The organism is Capnocytophaga sp. G1920, assembly GCF_051417515.1.
The window spans coordinates 298263-323581 of record NZ_JBPRKH010000001.1; the positions used below are offsets into that span (position 1 = coordinate 298263).

A 25319-nucleotide genomic window follows, 5' to 3' on the forward strand; every position below is an offset into this window, starting at 1 on the left:
TGGTTAATGATTAGTGGTTAATGATTAATGGTTAGTGGTTAATGAGAAAATGTGAGAATGAGAAAATGAGAAATGGAGAAGGTTTTGAAGGAAATTGCAAAGGTGTGTTATCGGAGAATCTCGGAGAGACTCGTAAGATATCGAAGATAGGGTTATGGTATAGTTAGCTTATAGAAAGCTTATAGGAAGCTTATACGAATCTTGGACGATTGGTATAGAAAGGGTATATAAGTAGTTAAGAATGAGGGATTAAGAGCGAAGATTAAAGAGTTAAAAAGTGTTAATTAGACGAAGGGTAAAGACTGGAGAAACGAAAGTATATAGAGGCGAAAAAGGAGGAATATAGAAACCGTAAAGGCTGTGAACTGGAAGAGAATGGTATAAAAAAAGGCTGTGAACTGGAAGAGAATGGTATAAAAATTGATGTGTGGGGCATAGATGTATTGGCATTTATGATTATTTTCGTATCTTTGCACCATCATTGGAATGAATTTGAATGAAAAAAACGTATTACTATATATTATTCACTTGTTTATTAACCTTTTGTACTAACCTTTGGGCTCAGAATGACAATAGCAAGACCCGCCGTATCGAAATTATCTACGGGGGGGAATTTACGATTGACAATGAGAAATACCCTGGGGCTACTATCTTTAAATCGGATGGACAACGGGTACAGTTTCGACATCAAGGGTTAGACGTGTGGTGCGATTTGGCAGTGCTCTACGAGGAGAAAAACGAGGTGATTGCACACGGCAATGTAGTGCTACAACAAGGCGACACGCTACAAATGAACAGTCAGTACGTATCGTATAAAGGGAATACTAAAACAGCTGTAGCCCGCGAGAACGTGCTATTGCGCAATGGGAATATGACGCTGGAAACCCAAGAACTCTTCTTCGACCGCAACTCTCAGGAGGCTTATTACAACAATTTCGGAAAAATTACTGACCCTGAAAATGAGCTCACCAGTAAAACAGGAAAGTATTACGTAACGACCAAGAAAAACCAATTTACCAATTCGGTAAAGATTGTCAATAGAGATTTTACGGTTAATTCGCAGGTGTTGGACTATTATCACAATTCGGGCAACGCCTATTTTTACGGCAAAACTACCATTGTGGGCGCTGACTACAAAGTGTATTGCGAGCGAGGTTTTTACGATACGCGTAGACAATTGGGTTATTTTATGAAGCACGCCAAGATAGAATACGACCTGAAAACCTTGGTGGGCGACAGTTTGTATTTTGATAAACGCCGTCAGTTTTCTTCGGGCTCTAACAATATCTTCATTTCAGACACGGTAAACAAGACCTTTGTACGAGGGCATTACGGCGAAATTCACAAGGCAAAAGATTCGATGTTTATCACCAAAAAGGCAGTGGTAATCACATTAGTGGAGAAAGACTCGATGTATATGCACGGCAAGCGCATTTTGGTTACTGGCAAACCGCAATACCGCGTGATTCGCGCTTACCCCGATGCTCGTATTTTCAAAAGTGATATGCAAGCCAAGTGCGATTCAATTCATTCTGACGAGGCTAATGGGCTGACCCAAATGGTGGGCAAACCTGTAGCTTGGACGGGCGAAAGCCAAATGACGGGTGACAATATTCACTTGATTGCCAATACGAAGACCGAGCAATTGGACTCTTTAAAAGTGTTTAACAACGCACTGGTGGTAGAGAAAGACAGTTTGGGCGATGGCTATAACCAAGTGAAAGGTAAGTTCTTGTATGGCAAATTCAAGAAAAATGTTTTACGACAAATAGACTTTTTGCAGAATACCGAGTCTATTTATTACGTGTATAACGACGCTAAGGAGCTGGTAGGTATCAACAAACTGACTTGTAGTCATATTAAGCTCTATTTAAACAAAGACCAGCAAATACAACAAACGGTGTTTATTACACAACCATCGGGGAATTTATACCCAGACGATAAATTACACGTGAACGACCGCAAGTTTAAGGAATTTATATGGCGAGGTGATGAACGTATCCGCAGTAAAGAAGAGATTTTTAGCGATGCGGAGAAGAAAATAAAACCCAAAGAAATTAAGGGAATGAAGACCCCTGAGGAGATAGACGAGGAGGAAAATTTGCTTGCAAATCCGTCGCTTAAAAAAGACAATAAGGCAGGAAAAGAGAAGGCTAAAGAGAAGCCAAAAAGCAAATAAGACGAAAAGTTGGCATTTTTATTGCACAATAATAAAAAAAGGCGTACATTTGCCTATTGATTAATTTTAAAACATAAACTATATGAAAAAATTTATTATCGCAATGTCGGTGTTGGGATTAATTACCACATCGTGCGTATCCAAAAAGAAGTATGCTGAATTAGAAGCAAGAAACAAACAGACTGAGGATTTACTAAACACTGCTACCGTAAAACTCAATATGTGTTTAGACGAAAAGAACAACTTGACTCACAAGTTGGAGAGTATGAAAAATCAGAACGACTTGCTCAAAGAAAACAATCAGCAGCTCATCAACAATATGGGTAACCTTACTACGCTTACCCAAAAAGGTGCTGAGAACCTTGAAAAATCATTGGAAAGCTTGCGTGAAAAAGATTTAACTATCAAGAATTTGCGCGATGCTGTTACCCGTCGTGACTCAATAAACCTCGCCTTGGTACAAAGCCTCAAAGGAGTGTTGGGTAACTTAGACGACCAAGATGTAGACATCAAAGTAGAAAAAGGTGTGGTATTTATCAATATCTCTGATAAGATGCTTTTCAGCAGTGGTAGCTACACTATTTCTAAAAACGCAAAGAGCGTACTTGAAAAAGTTGCAAAAGTGGTTAAAAATAAACCTGACTTTGAGTTTATGGTGGAAGGACACACCGATAACGTAAACATCAAAACAAGTTGTATTCGTGACAACTGGGATTTGAGCGTAATGCGTGCTACCGAGATTGTACGTGTATTACAAAAAGACTTTGGAGTTGCTCCTGAACGTATGACTGCAGCCGGTCGTAGCTATTACGTGCCTTTAGCAAGCAATGGTGATGCTAACGGACGTGCCTTAAACCGTCGTACTCGTATTGTGATATTGCCTAAGCTTGACCAATTCTACACTATGATTGAAGAGGGAATGAAAGACCCTGCTATCGGTGGTAAAGGAAAATAATTAGCAAATTTGAACATTAGCAAATTAGAAAATGAAATAAGAGTCAGCAGTTAGTGTAAGGCTAATTGCTGACTTTTTTGTATGGAAGATGAAATACGAATTACTTTTAAACAAGATAAGGGGATATATAGCTCTATCGGGAAAGGACTGTGTTCTTATAGAAGAGCTTTTTGAGCCTTTGTATCTTGCCAAAGGAGAGGTACTACTACAAGAAGGTAAAGTCTGTAGGCATTTCTGTTATGTAAACAAGGGGTTACTGAGGCAATTTATGAATTATGATGGGAAAGAACTTACTATACACTTTAACGAAGAGAATACTTTTGTTTGCGACTATGAGAGTTTTATAACTAAAACACCTTCACAGAAAACAATCATTGCACTTGAAGATAGTGTCTTGCAAATGATTTCTTACGGTAATCTGCAACGGTTTTACAAAGAAATAGAAGAGGGTGAACGGTTTGGTAGGCTACTACTTGAAGAGACTTTTATCAAAGCAGTACAATACATCATTTCGGGACTTACTGATAGTCCGCAAGAACGTTATTCGAAATTTATGAAACAATATAAAAATATTGAGCAACGAGTAGCACAGAAATACATAGCTTCGTTTGTAGGAGTTACTCCACAATCATTGAGCAGAATTAGAAGAAGAATAGCCTATATGTAATTTATTACCCCAAGTTAATTTTTATCTCACCACTTCTGCATTATTTTGCATCTCAGAAATTAAAAACAGAATAACAGATGAAAAGTAAAAATCTTCTTCAGCGAGTAGCTCAATTTATTACTATTGTGGGGCTTAGTTTATTAATAGGAAATATTTCGGCTTTTATAGCGATGAATATGCTTTCTACACCACAAGACACTTCGTTCTTCTTATGGCAACGCCGATTTATAGATGCGATGGTTCAACTGGGAATGATTAAGGGAATGTGGTTGTTCCTTATAGGCAATATTGTAATTTACTTATGCCAAAGAACTCGGAAAAACTTACTATTGCTTATACTTTCAATCGCAGTATTTATATTGGGTGAGTTTTTTATCATACCCTTATCTTACGAAACTTCACTTTTAGCTTTTCAGCAGTACGAAATGAACCAAGTAACTTCTGATTTTCTTACAATAAAACATAAAGAAGACGTTTTGGGAGGAGTCAATTTGCTTATATTGTTGATATATTGTGCGTGCTACACAGGCGCAGTTAGTAAATTAGAAAATGAAATAAGAGTCAGCAGTTAGTGTAAAGCTAATTGCTGACTTTTTGTATGGAAGAGTGAATAGAAAGTGCGAGCCACACAAGCAGTCGTAGCACGATAGGTATTTTTTTAATTGGTAAATTAGTAGATTTTTGAAGTTGTAAGTTTAGTAAAAAAACAATCAAGCGTTGGTTATTATTTCACTAATCATTGATTAGTTTTTTGTATAAACCACAATATTGTTATACCTTTGCACTCAAAAAGACACAAAATTGATAACTTATTAAAAGAAATAGATAAGTGCTATAAACATCTTGTCTTATACTTTTGTACCGAAAAATAAAAACAGTAACATATGAAAAGAAAATGTTTGCTACTATTGTTTTTAGTAGCTACAACTGCTGTTTTTGCACAGCACAAGTACACCCTTAGTGGTTCGATTGCTGATGCTTCTAACGGCGAAAAGCTCTTAGGGGTAAACTTTATCATCAAAGAACTGCACACAGGTACCTCTACCAACGAGTACGGGTTCTATTCTATTACCTTGCCCGAAGGTAAATATACCATTACCATTGAGTATATAGGCTATGGTACTCACCAAGAAACTATAGTACTGAACAAGAATATCCGCAAAGATTACAAACTGAAGCCTGAGGCTATTCAGCTTACAGGAGTAGACGTAACAGCAAATGCCACAACCCAGAAAACAGCAGTACGCAAGCCTGAAATGAGTGTAGCTTCTATTCCTATCGCTACGGTGAAGAAACTGCCAGTACTAGTAGGTGAAGTGGATATTATCAAAACGCTGATGCAGATGCCAGGGGTGAGCAACGCAGGCGAAGCATCATCAGGATTTAACGTGCGTGGAGGAGCTGCCGACCAGAATTTAGTGCTTCTTGATGAAGCAACGATTTTCAACGCTTCGCATCTCTTTGGTTTTTTGAGTGTCTTCAACGCTGATGCTATACGTGATATGAAGCTCTACAAAGGAGGAATTCCAGCACGTTATGGCGGACGTATCGCTTCAGTTTTGGATATTTATCAGAAAGAGGGGAACAAGAACAAGTTTGGCGCTACAGGGGGCATAGGGGTGCTCTCTTCACGACTACTAGCGGAAGGTCCTATAATAAAAGACAAAGCGTCGTTTTTAGTAGGAGGTCGCGCCTCTTACGCTCATCTCTTTCTCAAACTGAGCGACAATGAAAATTCGATGTACTTTTACGACCTCAATACAAAACTCTCTTACCAACTGAACCAAAACAATGCGCTGTATCTTTCGGGTTACTTTGGTAGAGACCTTTTTAAACTGAGCGATAACCTTACTAATGCTTATGGCAATGCTTTAGTGAATTTGCGTTGGAATCACTTATTTACTGAGAAGCTCTTCTCTAATTTATCTGCTATTTATAGCAATTACGACTATAAGTTTGACTTTAACTGGATTGATATGATATGGACTTCAGGGATAGAGAATTTCAACCTAAAATATGATTTTAAGAACTATGTATCAGAGAAGTTTAAATTCACTTATGGATTTCAAGGACTATATTATACCTTCAAACCTGGTAAAGTCCTCCCTAAATCTCCTGCCTCTACTATCAAAGAAAAGGTTCTTGACCATAAATACGCTGCCGAAACAGCTTTTTATATAGATGCCGAACAGAAATTAGGAGAAGCTCTTACGGTATCGTACGGAGTGAGATTGAGCTCTTTCTATCACTTAGGGAAACGCACAATAAATATGTATAAAGATGACAACCCTGTGATATTTAACACGAGCCGACAAATCTATCAGAAAGCGACCCCTATTGGGACGAAGTACTACGGTAGTAACCGTATTATAAATTTGTACTCTAACTTCGAACCGCGCTTTACTATGAGCTATGCATTCAACGATAATAAATCAATAAAAGCGAGTTATGCACGCACGGCTCAATATGTACATTTGATTTCTAACACAGCTTCGCCTTCGCCTTTGAACGTATGGGCACCCAGTGATGGGTTTATCAAACCACAGTTAGCTGACCAAGTGGCGTTGGGTTATGCTTCTAACTTCTCGGACGATAAATACAGCATAGAGGTTGAAACTTATTACAAGAAAGTGCAAAATCGCTTAGACTATATAGACGGTGCGAACCTCATTGCTAACGAAGCGATTGAACAAGTATTGCTAACAGGGGAAAACAGAGCTTACGGTTTGGAACTATTATTGCGTAAAAACACCGGTAAACTTACTGGGTGGATAGCTTATACGCTCTCAAAATCGGAAATGCAAACCAAAGGACGTACTCTTGAAGAAATAGGTATCAACTACGGCGACTGGTATAGTGCCCCCTACGACAAACCTCACGATATTTCGATTACGGCTACCTATGAGCTCTCTGCTAAATGGACATTCGGAGCTGTATTTAACTTTCAATCAGGTTTACCTACTAATTACCCCGTAGGACGTTATAACTACTTAGGAAAGAGTGTTCCTGACTATAGCAAACGCAACGAATACCGCTTGCCTACTTATCACCGTTTGGATCTTTCGGCTACCTATACGCCACAACGCCCAAACAAGCGTTGGAAAAGCGAATGGGTTTTCGGTATTTACAACGTGTACAACCGCAAGAATGCTGTGAGTGTTTCCTTCCGTGAGAACTTAGACACCCATAAAAATGAAGCCGTTAAACTCTCTATTTTTGGTATTATACCCAGTGTAACTTATAACTTTAGTTTCTAATGCTTAAACCTCTATTTACTATGAAAATAAGAAATATTTATATTATACTTCTCAGTGCTTTAGCTTTAACTTCTTGTGAAGAAGTTATAGATTTAAAGTTGGACTCTGCTCCCCAGAAGTTAGTGATTGATGCATCTCTCGATTGGAAGAAAGGAGAAACAAAAGCCTATCCTGTAGTGGACATCAGTTATACGGAAGCCTATTTTGGCGATACGCCTTCACCTGCTATTGATAACGCCATTGTGAAAATCAAAGCACATACTCAAACCCAGACGCAAGAGTACCAACTCTCGTTATGGGATGGTACTTCTACCATTACCACTGATAACGTAGCTACATTAAAAGGCGGGAGCCGTTATGTATTTCCCGCAGGTATCACTCCTGAATTGGGCAAAGACTATGAACTTATCATAGAACTCAACGGACAAACCTATACTGCTAAGAGCAAAATGCTTGAAGCTCCTATAATACCTTCTGACAAAATAGCACAGAAAGAAAACGGAGGCTTTTTAGGTGACCAAATAGAGTTAAAATTCTACTTTGACGGTATTAGTGATGGTGTAGCCAATGCTTATTTAGTAAGGCTGACACAAAGTAGTAGTAAAAAAATTACTTACGGGACTTTGGACGACAACTATATAGCTAACTATAAGTTTTTCTTTATAATGACAGGACTCAATAATGATAAGTTAAACAAAGGAGATATTGTAAACGTAACACTTTATCGGATTCACCCTCAATACAAAGAATTTGTGCAAATGCTTATAAGACTATCAGAAGGACAAGGTCCGTTTACTATTCCTACGCGCCCCATAGGTAATATTGTGAACAAAGGAAATTCTCGTGAGAACCCTCTTGGAGGTTTTCGGGTGGCACAGTATACTACGCTACAATATACAGTAAAATAGTAGCCCGTACGGCTCACACTACCACTTCACTTGTACCAAAAACTCGTGAGAGTTACGCGATTGTAAATTGAGATGTGTTTGAAAGTAGGTTTCAAAACCATATCCCACTGATATATAATAATTCGGGATATTGAAAAGCACATAAGAGCTAAAAGCCTTATCAGTGCGATAGGTAAGTCCTACCTCAGCACGGTTTAAATAGTCAGTAGCTACAGTGAAGTTTGTTGAGGCATCTTGTTTTTTAGCAAGATGTATTTGTACGCTTGGTTTTAGAGTAAATTCAGAAGATATATGCCAATGATAGCCCGCCATTGCATAATACAACATATTCTCAGCAACGGAAGTCATTACATCATTCTCCATACCCACTTTATCAGAAGCAAGCATATTGGGGATAGATAACCCTACATAAAAGTCAGGCAATTCATAATAAACTCCAGCTCCAAAGTTGAATTGGAACTTCCCTGATATATCTTGCAAATAGGGGTCGTAGCGCGTAGCATTCTGTCCCGCATTGTACAAGTGATTATATGTGCGTATTTGGCTTATATCAATATTAAAAAACTCTCCTCCAAACTTAATTCCTCCTACGATATTAGAATGTTCGTTTATAGGCACTCTATAAGAAAAGTCTCCAAAAACACCCGTTTGCTTCTGAATAAATACTTTATTATTGGTTACTGAAAGCCCTAAGCCCACGCGGTCAGTTATCTTGTGAGTGGTAAAAAAGGTTTGCGTTTGAGGAGCTTCATTCATTCCACGCCATTGGTTGCGAATGTCTGCTGAAATAGTATGTCCCTTTTCCTTACCCACTACAGCTGGATTCACCAAGTTTTGGTGTTGTTGATAAAATATGTACGTAGGATCTATAGATTGAGCTTGTAGTGCTCCTGCGATAAGCAAAAAAACACTGATAAGTAATCTTCTTTTCATTCTGATAATAATTTCTTCTAATAAAGGATAAGAGCAAATTGTAACTACAAAGCTCCAATATTTGAGTAAAGACAATATAAACTAACAATTAGAAACAAAAACAACTCAAACACTTAAATTCTGAATTATAATAACACTCTTTGTTTCATTTTCACCTCTTAGCTTTACCATTTAAATTGCACCAAAAACTCGTGAGAGTTGCGCGACTGTAAATTCATATGGGTTTGAAAATAGCTCTCAAAACCATAGCCTATAGATACATAATAATTAGGAATATTAAATAACACATAAGCATTCACAGCTTTATCTGTGCGATAAGTAATCCCTAATTCTGCTCGTTCCAAAAAGTTTCCTGCTACTGTAATATCGGTCGAGGGATATTCGCCTTTGGCTAAGCGCATCTGCAAGCGCGGTTTAATAGTGAAATCAGGAGTAAGACGCCAATAATAGCCTGCTATGGTATAGAAGTACATCGTTTCGGCTAAAGAAGTCATTTGGTCATTATCCATTCGTACCCTATCAGTAGCAAGCATATTAGGGATAGAAAAACCTACGTAAAAGTTAGGGTGGTCATAATACAGCCCTGCCCCAAAGTTAGTCTGGAACTTTCCTGAAATGGTTTGCAAATAAGGGTCGTAATAATAAGTAGGGTGCATACGTGTGCCATTAGGGTAATATTGGTTATATAAACCGTTATAATACGTCATATCACTGCCGTCTATATTATAGAAATCACCGCCAAATTTAATTCCTCCTATCAATCGCGAGTTGTACGAAATGGGTATTGCATACGAGAAATCAGCGTAAATGCCTGCTTGTTTCTGTATAAATACTTTGTTGCTTGCCAATGAAAAACCTAACCCCACGCGGTCACTCAAACGATGCGTAGTAAAAAGGGTTTGCGTTTGTGGGGCTTCGGTCATTCCTCGCCACTGGTTGCGTATATCTACCGAAATAGTGTGTCCAAACTCCATTCCCACTGCCGCTGGGTTTATTAGGTTTTCGTGTTGTTGATAAAAAATGTATGTAGGGTCTGTAGCTTGTGCGTGCAAAGCACTTGTGCCTATTACCAACATACTTAATAATATCTTTTTCATAGGATTCTGTGTTTTTCTCTTCTTAATAATTAATGTAAATCCAAAGTTGTTTCTTGTTCTTTTCACTGCCGTCAATACTGAAAATAGCTACATACGAACCTCGTGGCACTAAGGTGCCGTCAGACTTTTTACCGTCCCATTGGTTCTTATACCCGTGAGCCGAGTAGACTAATTGCCCTAAGGTATTGAATATATACAGGGTGTTATTAGGGTATCGTTCAGCACGCGCTATTACATAAGTATCATTCACCCCATCGCCATTAGGGGTAAAAGCGTTGGAGATAAGCACATAATCCACCTGTGGGTCTTGTGCATTCGGGATTCCGTCGCCATCTACATCGTCATCACAAGCGTCGCCTATACCATCATCGTCTAAATCAGCTTGGTCTGGATTGTATACATTAGGACAATTATCTTGGTCATTTAAGAAACCATCTCCATCTATATCGTTATCGCAAGCATCTCCTATACCATCGTTGTCAGTGTCTTGTTGGGTAGTGTTAGACACGGTAGGGCAGTTATCCAAAACATTTAAAATTCCATCACCGTCCATATCGTCATCACAAGCGTCGCCTATACCGTCATTATCAGCATCAGCTTGGTCAGGGTTGGCTACAGTCGGACAGTTATCCATACGCGAAGGTATACCGTCATTATCCACATCATCATCTTCTTTTACGGTAATATTCCCTGCATTCACCGCCAAAAATAGGTTCTCTTCAGCTTTCACCATAAACCTTCCTTGCTGCGTTTTAATAGCATCAGGCACGCTTATTTCAGCTTTCCCGTTATTGGGCAAGCCCGTAGCTAAGGTATGCGAAAAAGTAACTCCTCCGTCAGTCGAAAAGAGTATTTTCACTTTTTCGGCGTTCACAGGTGCTTTATCAGTGTTAGCTACATCCCACTGCAAACTTACTTTTTGTCCTACATACCAGATGCTTTGCTCGGTATGCGAACTCACTTTAAACGGACCCGCATCTGCACTCACTACCACATCAATGGTTTTATAAGCTGTATTTCCTGTTTGATTACTTGCTAAAGGACGGTCGATAACCATAAAAGTCCAATGCAAGGTACGCCCTATGTTGAGCACTGTTTCCCAAGCATCTCCTTTTTTAGGTTTTTGCTGGGTGAGCGTACCCGCTACTATACGCTCCAAACGCGGGATATAGCGATATGATTGTGCTGAGGGTTTCATAGAGCGTGCCGTAGCTCCTGAACGTATTGTAGGTGAAAAATAATAATTACCCGTTTCTGTATAATTGTCGCTTTCTTCCCACGTATAAAGCAATGCATCGCCATCAGCATCGGTAGCAGTACCTTCTAATAAATAGGCAGTTCCATACGGAATAGTATAGCTTTTCAAGTCGGGTATCTCAGGAGGGGTATTGCCCGTAGAAATTTCGGTAGCACAAGACTTGCCTTGTAGGTTATCTGTAATGTCGTAAATAGTGCGGTGATGAAAATAAGGGTCAGCATTCTGTTGCACATCATAATATCGCGTAACTCCTGCGTAGCTCATAATAGTAGTACCACTCCCTGGTTCCATCTGCGACCCCGACCCATCTTCTCTGCGATAAGAAAAAGTATGCCGTGCCCCCAGTTGATGTCCTATCTCGTGAGCTACCACATCTATATCAAAAGCACTTCTATTGCGTACGTAAGCAAACGGATAAGACGAAAATCCCTGTCCTTTGAGGTCGTTGGTACACACGCACCCTATACAACCTGCATTACCTCCTTCTGCGGCATTGTGAAACAACTGCCCTATATCATAATTAGCATTACCTATCTTGTTGTCCAAAACTTCTTGCAGTACACGAGCTTTATTTTTGTACCATTCTTTTTCGTAGTTAATACCCGTAAAAGGGTCAGTATCTTTAGTCTCATATACTATACTATCGTCCGAAACTAACTGGAAAACAATCGACAGCTGTTGCCCATAGACCTCATTTACACGGTTTAGCGTACTGACTATTTGGGCAAAAGCTGAAGCCTTCCCCCAGAAATAATCAGTATATTCGTGGGTGCAAGCAATTGCAATGCGAAAAGTACGTTGCATAGGTTTAGTCTGAAATGAAGGGCGTTGAGCCGCCTTACTTTCCTGCAAAAGAGTAGGCACATCCAATGTTTTACAGTCTATGAATGCTTTTTCAACATCCTTACGACAATAAACCCTGTAATAAACGCCTTCTTTATCTTCTGCTTCTATAAACGAATAGCTCAACTCTTCTTCCATAATAGCATCAAGCCCATAATCGCTCCACGTAAAACGAATATGTTTAGAGGGGTCGGTTACTGATTTACCCACAAAAGTTTTAATAGAAGGATATTTGCGTGCAACTGCTTCCGAAAGAACCTGCGTAGGTGCAATGCGATAAGTAATGAGAGCTCCGTTGGCATCAGGTATCTGAACGGTAGCCTCACTGCGTCTACTATCGGTTTCCAAAGCACGTGCAAACGCCTTTTTATTCAGTGTAAAATACTGATAATTGGGGTTATTAGTAGTTACTGCTGCACTGCGCTGAGTCGAGAAATCTGCTTTGCGCCAATAATTCTGTGCCGACCCTTGTAACACCACCAAAATAAATAACCAAAAAATACTATTGTAATTGCTATATCTCAATGTTTAATTCTTTATATACTTTTTATTTCTTTTGCTTCCTCACTTAATTTTCACCCAAAAAAATCACTGTCACGTCCTAAAAAAGATTGTCATAATTAATTATTGTTTTATTAGTCAAATTTTCTCATCTCCCCATTTTCCCATTCCCTCATTTTCTCATTTCCTCATTTGCTAATTAATCCGCCTCCACACACCCAGCAGTGAGCCCTCACTGGCTTTACCTTTTACCTCTTATCTCTTACCTTTTATCTGCCCGTGCGACTCGCTATAGTACTTAAACGCCTCGTAAATCTCTTCCTCAGGCACTACACAATCCGTTTTAGGCTTGCCTATCTCCTCCAAAAGCACAAAGTGTACTCTGCCCGCTACATTCTTCTTGTCAAAACGCATCAACTCACAAATATCCTCAATATCCTCTTTATGAAAAGTTTGTTTGCTGAAATACTCACCCAACACGCTTTTCACCTTATCGCATTTATCCTTAGGAAAACCTAACTTTTTCACCGATAGGTAAGTAGCCAACACTATTCCTATCGCAATAGCCTCACCGTGCAACAAACATTGGCGATTGGGGTTTTCCAAGCAATACGACTCGATAGCGTGCCCCAGCGTATGACCGTAATTCAGTATTTTTCTCAATCCACTTTCTTTCGGGTCTTGCATTACCACCTCGTTCTTTATCACCACCGATTCGTGAATAAGGCTGTCTAAATCAGCTAACGAAAGACTTCTCAAATCACACATTTTGTCCCAATAAGCCTCCGAACGAATAAGTCCGTGCTTAAACATCTCTGCCATTCCGCTACGCAATTCCTCAGCAGGTAACGTTCCTAAATATTGCGAGTCTATCACCACCCCCAACGGATTGTTTATCACTCCTACAAGATTTTTCAAAGGACCTAAATCCACCCCCGTCTTCCCCCCTACCGAGGCATCTACCATTGCAAGTAAACTCGTCGGTACATTAATAAAGGGCACTCCGCGCATATAGGTAGAAGCTACAAAGCCTCCTAAATCGGTTACCACTCCTCCTCCTACGTTTATGAGCAAGCTCTTGCGGTCGGCTCCTAATTCTGAAAGTGCGTGCCACACTTGCGTACAAGTGTCGAGGTTTTTATGCAGTTCTCCCGCTTCTATTTCTATAATTTCTATCGGAATATCAGTAATGAGAGTGGGTAAAAACACAGGCAAACATTTTTCATTGGTATGACTGTCCACCAACAAAAACAGCTTCGAAGGACGTTTTTCCGCAACTATTCGATTGATAAAATCAGTCCCTTCCTCATTAAAATAAACGTTGTAATTTCCAGCTCTGATAACATTTGCTTCCATCAGTACAGAATTTTTGGCAAAAGTAGTAAAATAATAACAATTGTACAAATTCCCCTTTTCAGCACCAAAAGACCGTCATTTACACAACACATTTATTCTTTCCATTCACCTTACATTCATCTTAGATTTATTGTTTCTTCGTTCATTCTTCGTTATTCCTTCGTCTTTTCATCATCTGCCCGTGCGGCTCGCACCGTCTTTTCTTCGTCTCACTTTTCCATTACTACACTCCCTCTCCTTGGGAGAGGGATGGGGAGAGGATATTTTCTTCGTTATTCCTTCGTCTTTACGTCGCTTTAGTTCCCCCTTTGGAAGGAAGCCAGCGAAAGCTGGGTATGTGTAAAGGGGAGGTTTTATTCGTCATTCGGTCGTTTATTCATCACTGTTGCACCATTGTAGAGCCACTGTAGACCCATTGTTGCCCCACTGTAGACCCACTGTAGACCCACTGTAGAGCCACTGTAGAGCCACTGTAGAGCCACTTATTGTTTAATTATCCTATAAGCTTTGTATAATTCTCTTCCAATTTCACGGCATTTGCATTTTAAATAATAAACTTATATTTTTTTGATTAATTACAAAAATAAACTCCTCAATAAGAGAATATTAGATGTTTTCTAATTAAAAAGTCACTTTTGAGGATTGCCCCTTACTTTCGGAAAGTCCGCGAGAGCGGAGTATGTGAGGGGAACGGGGGTTAGGTCTTTAAATGCGAACGCACTGCACCACATTGTATCAAATTTGCTAATTGATAAATTATTCTTACCTTTGCCTCTCAAAAATAAACTATAATGGAAGTAAGCAAACGTTATGCACAACGCGGAGTTTCGGCAGCCAAAGACGAAGTGCATAAAGCTATCAAAAATATCAATAAAGGATTATTCCCAAAAGCCTTTTGTAAAATAGTCCCCGATTACCTTACGGGCGACGACAACTATTGTCTTGTAATGCACGCCGATGGCGCCGGTACCAAGTCGGCTTTGGCGTATATGTATTGGAAAGAAACCGGTGACCTAAGCGTGTGGAAAGGCATTGCGCAAGATGCTCTCATAATGAACATAGACGATTTATTGTGCGTGGGAGCTGTCGATAATATTATGCTTTCGTCCACCATTGGGCGCAATAAAAACCTTATTCCTGCGGAAGTCATTTCAGCTATTATCAACGGAACAGAAGAGCTGATTGCAGAACTCTCTGCTTTTGGAGTGCATATCCATTCTACAGGGGGAGAAACTGCCGATGTAGGTGATTTGGTGCGCACTATCATTGTCGATTCTACCGTTACAGCGCGCATAGAACGCCGTAAAGTGATTGATAACGCAAATATCAAAGCGGGCAATGTGATTGTAGGACTCGCCTCCTACGGTCAAGCTACCTACGAAAACGAATACAATGGCGGTATGGGTAGCAACGGACTCACCTCAGCGCGTCACGATGTGTTTGCAAAAGTATTAGCACACAAATACCCCGAAAGTTTCGATGCCGCTGTACCCAGTGAACTCGTATATGCTGGCACGAAACAACTTACCGACAAGGTAATTGGCAGTCCGTTAAACGCTGGCAAACTCGTTCTCTCTCCTACCCGTACCTATGCACCTATCATCAAGAAGATATTAGAAAAGTACAACAATACCCAAATATGTGGAATGGTGCATTGCAGTGGAGGCGCACAAACTAAAATATTGCACTTTGTAGATAACTTACATATTATCAAAGACAACCTTTTCCCTACCCCTCCCCTTTTCAAACTCATTCAAGAAGAATCTAACACCGATTGGAAAGAGATGTACCAAGTGTTCAACTGTGGGCATCGTATGGAGCTTTATGTAGAGGAAGCCATTGCAGAAAATATTATCACTATTGCAAAATCATTTAATGTAGAAGCGCAAATCATAGGTAGGGTAGCCTCATCAGATAATAAATGTCTCACTATAAAAAGCGAATATGGTACTTTTGAATACTAAATTAAACATACGAACTGATGTACGATGGGCATTTACCTATTTCGTTATAGTAGTGTGCTTGGGTATCTTTATGCGCTCGGTACAAGTAGTGGACTATCCTTTCGATTTCAATTATCGAAATATCGTGCATACCCATTCGCATTTAGCACTTTTAGGGTTTGTATACGTACTGCTCTCGGCTATTTTAGTGCGCACTTTCATTCCTCTTAACGCTCAACTTCACAAACGTTACCGATGGCTGTTCTACATCACTCAGTTATCGGTATTAGGTATGTTATGTAGCTTTCCTTTTCAAGGATATGGGGCTGTTTCTATCAGTTTTTCATCAGTGTTTATCTTCTGTACCTATTTTTTTGCGAAGTTTTTTATGAAGTATGCCACTTCTCCTTTTGTAAAAATGGGAATTTGGTATCTTATCCTATCGAGTTTAGGAATATGGCTAATGCCCGTAACCATAGTAAAATACGGCAAGTTCTCTGATATGTATATGTGTGCCATTGCCTTCTTTTTGCACTTTCAATACAATGGTTTTATGCTCAGTAGCCTAATGGGACTCTTTATAAAGAAATACGGTTGGGACGTTCAATATCCTCAGCTCATCAAGCGCGTATTTATTCTGTTTCAAGCCGGAATTATAGGTTCGCTTTTCATCTCTTGGGTAGGCTATTTTAGTTATCCTATTTACTATATCGTAGGAGGAGCTTCGGTACTTATTTGGCTTATTGCGGTAGTGATGATATTGCGTTTATACCTAAAAACTCAACTTAAGAGTTTTTTAGCTACTGTATTTATCAGTTTCTTTATCGCCAAAGTAGTAATGATGTTCACAGGTGCTTTCCCTGTTCTTACGCCTTATTTGTTTAAAAACATCGACCTGTTGATAAGTTACTTGCATTTTAACTTCCTAGGGATTATAACCATAGGTCTTTTACTGTTTTTAGAAGAAGTGTACAAAGTAAACCGATGGCTCGTTTATCTGTTTCTTTTTGCTTTTATCAGCACCGAGGTACTCATCACCTACAAAGGTTTTTCAGTAATTGTAAACTATCCTATTTTCAGTAATTTTTATGAATGGTTATGGGCATTCACTGCTCTTTTTTACTTTCCCGCAATAGGGTGGCTCATCGGTAGTTTTAAAATAAAATAAAGTAGAAAGTTTCGTTTTTCCAATATAAATACTACTTTTGCAAATTGGTTAGTGCAATTAGGCACATCTTTTGATATAATAACAGAACGTTTAAAGTTAATAACGAAGTTTATGAATAAAACAAAAATTTGGTCAGTACTTGTAATATTGTTGTTCACGACTCCTTTTTTTGCCCAAAACAACGAGCGCAGAAAGGTAGATGGTGTAGCAGCGGTAGTAGGTGATTATTTGATTTTAGAATCAGATATCGACAAGGCGTATATTGATTTGCAACAGCAAGAGGTAGACACTCGTGAAATCAACCGTTGCCAGATGCTCGGCAAACTGATGGAGGACAAACTCTATGCTCACCAAGCTGTGCAAGACAGTGTGAAGCTCACCGATAGCGAAGTACGTGACCAAGTGAACCAACGTATTGAGTTTTTGACCGCTCAGTTAGGTGGCGACATTAAGAAACTTTTAGAGTTCTATAAAAAAGACGACGAACAATCTATGCGCGACGAGCTTTTCAACCTCCTAAAAGTGAGTATGCTCGCTCAGCGTATGAAACAACAAATTATAAAAGATATAGAAGTAACTCCTGAGGAAGTACGTACCTTCTTCAACGCTATTCCAGCCGATGAACGTCCGCACTTTGGTACTGAATTAGAAATCGCTCAAATTGTAGTCAATCCTGTAGCTCCCAAGAGTTCTGTACAAAAAGTAATAAACCAACTCAACGATATTAAAAAAGATGTAGAGGAAAACGGTATGAGTTTTTCTACCAAAGCCATTCTCTACTCCCAAGACCGCGCTACTGGCGGACAAGTACTCACCTTCAACCGTAACTCTGCTTTTGATAAAGCTTTTAAAGACGTAGCCTTCACTCTGCGGGAAGGAGAAATATCTAAGCCCTTTGAGTCTAGTTTCGGTTGGCATATTATCCAAATGGACAAGATTCGCGGTAAGGAAGTAAGTGTACGACACATCTTGTTAATGCCTGAAATTCCTCAAGAAGCTCTCAACGAAGCTAAAGAGAAGATAGCCAAAATACGCGACCGTATTGTAAACAAAGAGCTTACTTTCGACGAGGCTGCACGTAATTTCTCCGATGAAAAAGAAACCCGCAACGATGGCGGTCAGCTTATCAACCCCGAAGACCTTTCTACTCGTTTCGAGCTTACCCGTATAGAGCCTACACTTTACGCTCGCATTTCAGACCTTAAAGACAATGAGGTATCAGTACCTTTCCTCGACGAAGACAGAACAGGCAAAAAGACCTATAAGATTTACCAAATCACCAACCGTATTGAGGAACACCAAGCCGACTTTGTAAAGGATTACGTAAAGATACAAGATTTAGCTCTGAAAGAAAAACAACTGAAAGCCATCAGTAAGTGGATGAAAGAACATATCGAGAAAACTTATATTTCAGTAAACGGAGAATACAAGAACTGTAAGTTTGAAAACAATTGGCTTAAGAAATGATTAGTAAATAGTGAAAAGCAAGTTTTGTTTTTCACTATTTTTTATTACTTTTGCCTCATCAATGTTTATATAGTTCAGTATATGATTTCCGTTTACAAACTAAAACCTAAATTTCAGCAGTTGCTACACCCTATCTTGCTGTTCTTGCATCGTAAGAAAGTAACTGCAAACCAAATAACGATAGTTGCTATTTTGTTTTCTTTAATAATTGGAGTGCTCTTTTGGCAAGCTTCTGAATGTCGTTACTTCTTCTTAGCCTTACCTATAGGTTTACTCTTGCGTATGATTCTCAATGCACTCGACGGAATGATGGCTCGCGAGTTCCAGCAAACCACTTCTTTAGGTGAAATCCTCAACGAATTGGGTGATGTGGTTTCTGATGTGTTCATCTTCTTCCCTTTGCTGAAATATCACCCCGAAAGCCTTTATTTAGTAGTTATTTTTATTGTGCTCAGCGTTCTCAATGAATTTGCCGGCGTAATGGGTAAAGTGTTAGGCGGTGAAAGACGCTATGAAGGACCTATGGGCAAAAGCGACCGTGCCTTACTAATAGGCATTTACGGGCTTTTAGCTTTCTTGGGTGTTTCTATCACTTCCTACTCAGCGATTGTCTTCGGGATTATAATTGCTTTACTGTCCCTCAGCACCTTTATTCGTCTCAAAAAAGGACTTTATGCCCAACACTAATAGCCATAGTAAGTTTGCCGATGTACCTCTTCGCATTAGGAGTTGGGTATTCATTATTGCTGTCTTTGCAGGGGCTGTATATAATAAACTTACGATGCGTATTTTTATATGTTGGGTGAGTTTTCAATGTTTAAAGGAGTTAGGACGGCTCTTTTCTTTCAGTACCCGTTACTTACCTATTGTTATTGCTATACTACAAGGCGTTTTACTTTTCTGTTTTCCTCATTATCAATTTTATTTATTAGGAGCTATAGTTCTGCTCATTATTTCAGTTTTAGGAACTTTCTTTGTAGCCAAAAACAAAGTACTTTATATAGTCCTCTCTTTGGGTATCGTTCTATTTGCTTATCCACATTTGTTTTTTTTGCTTTCAGTACCTAACGGCTTACTATGGCTTATCTTTTTGGTTGTTTCCACCGAACTGAACGACGTGTTTCAATACTTATCAGGTAAATGCTTTGGCAAACGGAAAATACTGCCCGAGGTGAGTCCAAATAAAACTATAGCAGGTTGCGTAGGAGGAATTTTACTCACGCCTTTCGTAAGCGTGTGTTTAGCGTATACGCTCGGTTTGCAAGCGTCTCTTTACACGTGGCTACTCTTAGGGGTAGCTATTAGCTTTTTCGGCTTTTGGGGTGATGTATGTATTTCCTTTCTCAAACGCAAAGCAGGCGTAAAGGATACTGGCAAACTTATTCCTGGTCACGGCGGACTTTTAGACCGTATGGATAGCCTTTTGTTTAACAGTATATGGTTCTTTCTATGGGTACAGTGAAAACATTCCATCGCTCCTTAGTCTTCTCAGGAGGAGGTACACGTTTTGCCCTTTATGGCGGTATGTACAATGCTTTAGATGATTTAGGCAAAACTCCTTCGCTACTGATAGCCTCTTGTGGAGGTGCTTTTGCAACTCTAATCATCAACGCTTTTACTACACATACTGCTCGCAAAGCCTACCTGCAATCCGAAGAATTTTATAACTTCATCAAGAGTCTTTCTCTCACCCCTTATAGTCAATTATACGGTATAGGCTTTTTAGCTCTTAAAAAACAATACGACAAAAGGCAAGCTCCTTATATTGAAGATGTGTATCATCGCTACTTGGTAACAATGGCACAAGACCTTTCTAACCTATTACCGAGTCTCGCCAAAGTGCGCTTCTCCTCTACCCTACCTACTATTATTGTCGGTTCTAAAATGCTTTTTACTCCTGATGAATGTGGCAAACGGAGAGGGGCTCGTAAACTTTACCAAAAAGTACTCTTTACCGATACACAAACTGCAAGACATATAAATCTGCAAACCATTGAAATCTCCTCTGATAACTATTTACAATCGGCTGTTGCTAAAAATATTCTCCTTAAAACAGAGATACCAATACTCACTGCTGCCCGCATTTCAGTTTCTGATATGTTCTACGTAGCTCCCGTGAATATAGCAGATGATGTGTTTGCAGGAGGCGCAATAGATTTACTACCTATAGAAGTAGCAAATGCTCTTTCGCAAGAAGTGATAAGAGAGGAAAAACAGCCTTATAGTTCTACTGAAGAAGCGTTAGTGCGTGCAGTTTTAGGTTTTAGTGGCAACGAGCGTTTAGCCGAAGTAGCACAATATCCCGCTCGGCTCATCGATACCCGCGATGCTACTATGGTCTTAAAACGATTTTACTCAGAGAAGTATATCAACTGGAAGCGATGTGCGGTAGGTATTCACTTTCCAAAAAGCTACGCTCACTATCGTGAACAAATAGAAAAACAATGGAACTACGGTTATCAAACTACAATAAACGCTTTTAAACAATGAATATATTTATCATAGGAGGCACCTCAGGCATAGGGTTAGCATTGGCGAGCTATTATCATCTACAAGGCAATCGCGTAGGCGTATGTGGAAGAGATTTGCAAAAGCTCACTGATGAATCGCGTTTTGAGAAGTACCAAGCCGATGTAACCAATATAGTGCAATTACAAAACGTTATACAGCAATTCGCAGGCGAGAGGGCTTTGTCGTTGCTCATCAATTGTGCAGGTAGTTATGCTGAAGATGTAGCAGATGAGATTAGCTATGAAGAGGCTGTGGCAATGCTTCAAACCAATATTATGGGAGCCGTGAACTGCTTAGAAGTTGGACGAAAAGCAATGTGCCACACAGGCGGACAAATAGTCTTACTCGCTTCTATTTCAGGTATTTTAGACTATCCCGAGTCAAGCCTATACACCAAGACCAAGCGTAGTGTGATACAAATAGCCGATGCTTATCGCCGTGCTTTGCGTCCGTATGGAATCGCAATTACTACCATTGCTCCAGGCTATGTAGATACCCAAAAACTACGCGACCTCAACCACAACGACCTCTCTAAGAAACCTTTTCTTGTAACCGAAGCCCAAGCCGTGAGAGAAATCGCACAAGCTATTACTGAAAAGAAAGCATTGCTTTTATTCCCAAAACAAATGAAATGGTTAATGCGCTTCCTCTCATATATGCCCTCTTTTGTGCTTTCAAAGATAATGTATAAGAAAGCTCATTATATGAAGAAATAAAATTTATTATCCTTTCGTTGTTGCTTTTGTCTTTAAAAATTGTACCTTTGCGGTATTAAAAATATAAAACTGAAGAAATACAATGAATATCCAACAACTTACCGACCTTACTACGCAGGTGCGTAGAGATATCCTCAGAATGGTTCACAAAGTAAATTCAGGTCACCCAGGGGGCTCTTTGGGTTGCGCTGAATTCCTTGTATGCCTCTACAACGAGGTAATGGACATCAAACTACCTTTCTCTATGGAAGGTAAAAACGAGGACTTATTCTTCCTCTCTAACGGACATATATCGCCACTGTTTTACAGTGTATTAGCACGACGTGGGTTCTTTCCAATAAGTGAACTGAACACTTTCCGCTTGCTCAATTCTCGCTTACAAGGACACCCTACCCCTCACGAAGGGTTAGAAGGCGTGCGCGTGGCTTCGGGTTCGTTGGGACAAGGGCTTTCAGTAGCGATTGGGGTGGCTTTGGCTAAAAAACTCAACGGCGATAACCACTTGGTATATACCCTCCACGGCGATGGTGAACTGCAAGAAGGGCAAATATGGGAAGCGGCAATGTACGCCGGAGGTAAAGGAGTGGACAACCTCATCGCTACTGTAGATTACAACCACAAACAGATTGATGGACCTACGGATAAAGTAATGCCTTTGGGCAACCTTCGCGCCAAATGGGAAGCCTTTGGTTGGCAAGTAATCGATATTGAAAAGGGTAACGATATCGCCTCTATCTTAAAAGGATTGGCAGATGCAAAAGCTTTAACCGGCAAAGGCAAACCCGTGTGTATCTTACTCCATACCGAAATGGGTAATGGGGTAGACTTTATGATGGGCACTCACGCTTGGCATGGCAAAGCTCCTAACGACGAGCAATTAGCCAAAGGCTTAGCACAGAATCCTGAAACTTTAGGAGACTACTAATAAAGATTAAAAGAGCAAATCAGCTTATCGCTACAAAAGTAGAGGAAAGTCTGGACACCACAGAGCATCATAGCGGGTAACACCCGTCCGTCGTGAGGCGAGGACAAGTGCAACAGAAAGAATGTATGGGTAATGCCATAGTGAAATCAGGTAAACTCTATGAGGTGCAACGTCGCGTAAACCAGCGTTTGAGGGTTGCTCGCCCGATGTTGGAGGGTAGGCGGTTAGAGCTAATGAGCAATCATTAACCGAGATAAATGATAAGCACCTGCTCGGTAAGAGTAGGTACAGAATCCGGCTTATGATTTGCTCTTTTTTTATACCCAAAAAGCCAAAGGGCTGTCCTCTTTTGAGGACAGCTCTTTGGCTTTTTCAAGTTTATTTTGTAAATTATCGCTTGTCTCTTAATGACCAACCGGTTTTAAGTCCAATGATGAAGTATACCAATAGCAATTCACCTATTGCTAAGAGTATATCACCTGGAATGCGTAACCAACGTATGGTTTGCATCAAATCGGTGTGCATAAACTCCTCAGAACGCGCTGACCAATAGCCGTTTTGAATAGCTTCTACTGCTTGCATAATACCTATAGGAAGCAAGCTTCCTACTAACATCACAAGTAATCCGATGTTTATCAACCAGAATGCCCAACCAAGAATCTTGTTATTCCAGTGACGATCAGGATACAAACCGCGAAGCACAAACAAGATAAGTCCAATACCAAGGATACCATATACCCCAAAGAGGGCTGCGTGTCCGTGAACTGCTGTAGTGTTTAATCCTTGAATGTAGTATAAGGCAATAGGCGGGTTAATGGCAAAACCAAAGATTCCTGCCCCAAGGAAGTTCCAGAAACACATCGCAATAAAGCAATAGATAGGCCATTTGTAGGCTTTTATCCACTCAGTAGATTTAGAAATCTTGTAGTTGTGATAAGCCTCATATCCTATGAGTACCAAAGGCACAATCTCCAAAGCACTAAAAGTAGCTCCTAAGGCTAATACACCCGTAGGGGTAGCACTAAAATACAAGTGGTGGAATGTACCCAATATACCCCCTGCTAAGAATACAATAGTAGAGAATAATACCGAAGCACTCGCCACTTTCAAGCGCAATAAGCCCATACGTGAGAACAAGAAAGCAGCCACTACGGTAGCAAATACTTCAAAAAAGCCTTCTACCCAAAGGTGAACTACCCACCAACGCCAATATTCAGCAATAGCCATATGTGTTTGGCGACCGTACATCAAGCCTGCTCCATAGAAAGCCGCAATAGCAATAGAGGCTAACACAAAAAGCAATAACAAATGGCGGTTTTCGTCTTTCTTTCGTAAAGCAGGTAATAAAGCTCTTACCATCAAGAACAACCACAAGAATAAGCCTACAAGCAATAGTATTTGCCAAAAACGACCCAATTCTAGATATTCATAACCTTGATGTCCAAAATAGAAGTTTTCTACTAAGCCCAATTTTTGCATCACGCCAAACCATTGTCCTGCCAAAGAACCTAACACTACTATCAGTAGGGCGATAAAGAGTATATTCACCCCCAATTTTTGATATTTAGGCTCGTGTCCTGATACCGCAGGAGCTATGTAAAGCCCTGTAGCCAGCCAAGAGGTTGCTATCCAGAAAATAGCCAACTGTACGTGCCAGCTACGCGAAATAGCCTGTGGAAATATCATATCAAGCGGAATGCCAAAGAAACCTCCCCCTTCTACACCATAGTGCGCTGTAATCACCCCTGCCACCATCTGTACCAAGATAAGTAACGATACTATCCAAATGTATTTAAGGGTAGCTTTCATTGAAGGTGTAGGTTTCATACCGCGCATTGGGTCTTCCGCAGGAAGATGCTCATTTTCTTCTTCCTCTTTGTTGCTTGCGTGATAATACACCAAGAGTCCCACCCCGAAAAGCAACATCAGTACGCTAAATCCTGACCACATTTGTAATGAAGTCGAAGGGTGATTGCCTATCACAGGGTCATAAGGCCAGTTATTGGTATAGGTTACATCGTCATTAGGACGATTAGTGCTACATACCCAAGAAGTCCACGTAAAGAATGCATTCATCTGTTGCATACGCACAGGGTCTTTGATAGCATTCTTCGGAATCGCGTAATGAGTGCGCGTTTCACTTAGCGAAGGGTCGTCCATAAAGAGTTTGGTGTAATACGCAGCCAACTCTTTAGCCACCTGAGCACGCTCTGGCGAGAAGGTAATCACACCTGTTTCTTGGTTAAAGGTATTCGTACGCAACTCTTTGCGCAACTGCACTTGGTACTTCGCTTGCTCATCTTCAGGCAGGTCTTTGTACACCTTACCGTCTTTCTGAGCAAAAAGCTCTAATAGCAATACTGATTCGCGATGTAGATAATCAGCATTCCAGTCGGGTGCTATATAAGCACCGTGTCCCCAGATACTACCTACGGTCTGACCGCCCATCGATTGCCAAACATTCTGACCATCTTTAATGTCTTGCCCTTCATAGAGCACTTCCCCATTGGTCGTTACAATCTTTTCGGGGAAAGGAGGTGCTGTACGGTATATTTCTACACCGAAGAGAATCAGCACAAGGAATGAAGCAGCCACTGTTGCCCCAAGCCAAATCCATAATTTCTTAGCTGTCATA

At 40.1% G+C, this 25319-nt stretch carries 20 protein-coding genes and 1 other RNA gene; 15 read left to right on the forward strand and 6 right to left on the reverse strand.

What is annotated here, in order from left to right; all coding sequences use genetic code 11:
• The first annotated feature begins 496 nt into the window (after window positions 1–496).
• From ACSQ7D_RS01480 to ACSQ7D_RS01505, 6 genes are all read left to right on the forward strand, one after another.
• Complete coding sequence (locus ACSQ7D_RS01480; RefSeq protein ID WP_437135107.1) at window positions 497–2179, forward strand: OstA-like protein; 1683 nt, start codon at window positions 497–499, stop codon at window positions 2177–2179.
• A gap of 82 nt (window positions 2180–2261) precedes the next feature.
• Window positions 2262–3134 carry an OmpA/MotB family protein gene (locus ACSQ7D_RS01485; RefSeq protein WP_009410200.1) on the forward strand — a complete coding sequence of 291 codons (873 nt, stop codon included), beginning with the start codon at window positions 2262–2264 and terminating at the stop codon, window positions 3132–3134.
• Window positions 3135–3222: 88 nt separating this feature from the next.
• Window positions 3223–3801 (forward strand): Crp/Fnr family transcriptional regulator, encoded by a 579-nt coding sequence (locus ACSQ7D_RS01490; RefSeq protein ID WP_016478900.1) that lies wholly within the window; start codon window positions 3223–3225, stop codon window positions 3799–3801.
• Between the two features lie 77 nt (window positions 3802–3878).
• On the forward strand, window positions 3879–4373 hold the full coding sequence (locus tag ACSQ7D_RS01495; RefSeq protein WP_437135108.1) for a hypothetical protein: 495 nt from the start codon (window positions 3879–3881) through the stop codon (window positions 4371–4373).
• A gap of 312 nt (window positions 4374–4685) precedes the next feature.
• Window positions 4686–7058 (forward strand): TonB-dependent receptor, encoded by a 2373-nt coding sequence (locus ACSQ7D_RS01500; protein ID WP_437135109.1) that lies wholly within the window; start codon window positions 4686–4688, stop codon window positions 7056–7058.
• A 20-nt stretch (window positions 7059–7078) separates the two neighbouring features.
• Window positions 7079–7966 (forward strand): hypothetical protein, encoded by an 888-nt coding sequence (locus ACSQ7D_RS01505; protein ID WP_437135110.1) that lies wholly within the window; start codon window positions 7079–7081, stop codon window positions 7964–7966.
• 18 nt (window positions 7967–7984) lie between these two features.
• On the opposite strand, the gene ACSQ7D_RS01510 is transcribed toward ACSQ7D_RS01505, so the two are convergent.
• The 5 genes from ACSQ7D_RS01510 to ACSQ7D_RS01530 form a co-directional block, all read right to left on the reverse strand.
• Complete coding sequence (locus ACSQ7D_RS01510; protein ID WP_437135111.1) at window positions 7985–8899, reverse strand: PorP/SprF family type IX secretion system membrane protein; 915 nt, start codon at window positions 8897–8899, stop codon at window positions 7985–7987.
• A gap of 164 nt (window positions 8900–9063) precedes the next feature.
• Complete coding sequence (locus tag ACSQ7D_RS01515; RefSeq protein ID WP_002677100.1) at window positions 9064–9996, reverse strand: PorP/SprF family type IX secretion system membrane protein; 933 nt, start codon at window positions 9994–9996, stop codon at window positions 9064–9066.
• Between the two features lie 22 nt (window positions 9997–10018).
• Entirely contained in the window at window positions 10019–12622 is a 2604-nt protein-coding gene (locus ACSQ7D_RS01520) for a thrombospondin type 3 repeat-containing protein (RefSeq protein ID WP_437135112.1), read from the reverse strand.
• A 231-nt stretch (window positions 12623–12853) separates the two neighbouring features.
• Complete coding sequence (gene aroB, locus ACSQ7D_RS01525; RefSeq protein WP_437135113.1) at window positions 12854–13954, reverse strand: 3-dehydroquinate synthase; 1101 nt, start codon at window positions 13952–13954, stop codon at window positions 12854–12856.
• 353 nt (window positions 13955–14307) lie between these two features.
• On the reverse strand, window positions 14308–14436 hold the full coding sequence (locus ACSQ7D_RS01530; RefSeq protein WP_437135114.1) for a hypothetical protein: 129 nt from the start codon (window positions 14434–14436) through the stop codon (window positions 14308–14310).
• Between the two features lie 309 nt (window positions 14437–14745).
• On the opposite strand from ACSQ7D_RS01530, the gene ACSQ7D_RS01535 reads away from it, so the two are divergent.
• From ACSQ7D_RS01535 to rnpB, 9 genes are all read left to right on the forward strand, one after another.
• Window positions 14746–15918 (forward strand): AIR synthase related protein, encoded by a 1173-nt coding sequence (locus ACSQ7D_RS01535; protein WP_437135116.1) that lies wholly within the window; start codon window positions 14746–14748, stop codon window positions 15916–15918.
• Entirely contained in the window at window positions 15899–17065 is a 1167-nt protein-coding gene (locus ACSQ7D_RS01540) for a hypothetical protein (protein WP_437135117.1), read from the forward strand. The genes ACSQ7D_RS01535 and ACSQ7D_RS01540 overlap by 20 nt, the downstream gene beginning before the upstream one ends.
• Window positions 17066–17176: 111 nt before the next feature.
• The gene (locus tag ACSQ7D_RS01545; RefSeq protein WP_002677119.1) at window positions 17177–18532 is read left to right on the forward strand and encodes a peptidylprolyl isomerase; all 1356 of its coding nucleotides are present in this window, start codon (window positions 17177–17179) and stop codon (window positions 18530–18532) included.
• An 81-nt stretch (window positions 18533–18613) separates the two neighbouring features.
• Entirely contained in the window at window positions 18614–19219 is a 606-nt protein-coding gene (locus ACSQ7D_RS01550) for a CDP-alcohol phosphatidyltransferase family protein (RefSeq protein WP_034575847.1), read from the forward strand.
• Entirely contained in the window at window positions 19206–19994 is a 789-nt protein-coding gene (locus ACSQ7D_RS01555; protein WP_437135119.1) for a phosphatidate cytidylyltransferase, read from the forward strand. The genes ACSQ7D_RS01550 and ACSQ7D_RS01555 overlap by 14 nt, the downstream gene beginning before the upstream one ends.
• Entirely contained in the window at window positions 19970–21022 is a 1053-nt protein-coding gene (locus ACSQ7D_RS01560; RefSeq protein ID WP_437135121.1) for a patatin-like phospholipase family protein, read from the forward strand. The genes ACSQ7D_RS01555 and ACSQ7D_RS01560 overlap by 25 nt, the downstream gene beginning before the upstream one ends.
• A complete protein-coding gene (locus tag ACSQ7D_RS01565) occupies window positions 21019–21759 on the forward strand; it encodes an SDR family NAD(P)-dependent oxidoreductase (protein WP_437135123.1) in 741 nt (246 codons plus the stop codon). The genes ACSQ7D_RS01560 and ACSQ7D_RS01565 overlap by 4 nt, the downstream gene beginning before the upstream one ends.
• An 82-nt stretch (window positions 21760–21841) precedes the next feature.
• A complete protein-coding gene (locus ACSQ7D_RS01570) occupies window positions 21842–22684 on the forward strand; it encodes a transketolase (RefSeq protein WP_437135125.1) in 843 nt (280 codons plus the stop codon).
• Between the two features lie 11 nt (window positions 22685–22695).
• Window positions 22696–23001: RNase P RNA component class A (rnpB, locus tag ACSQ7D_RS01575), an RNA gene on the forward strand.
• 73 nt (window positions 23002–23074) lie between these two features.
• On the opposite strand, the gene ACSQ7D_RS01580 is transcribed toward rnpB, so the two are convergent.
• Window positions 23075–25318 (reverse strand): nitric-oxide reductase large subunit, encoded by a 2244-nt coding sequence (locus ACSQ7D_RS01580; protein ID WP_437135126.1) that lies wholly within the window; start codon window positions 25316–25318, stop codon window positions 23075–23077.
• Window position 25319: the final 1 nt, after the last annotated feature.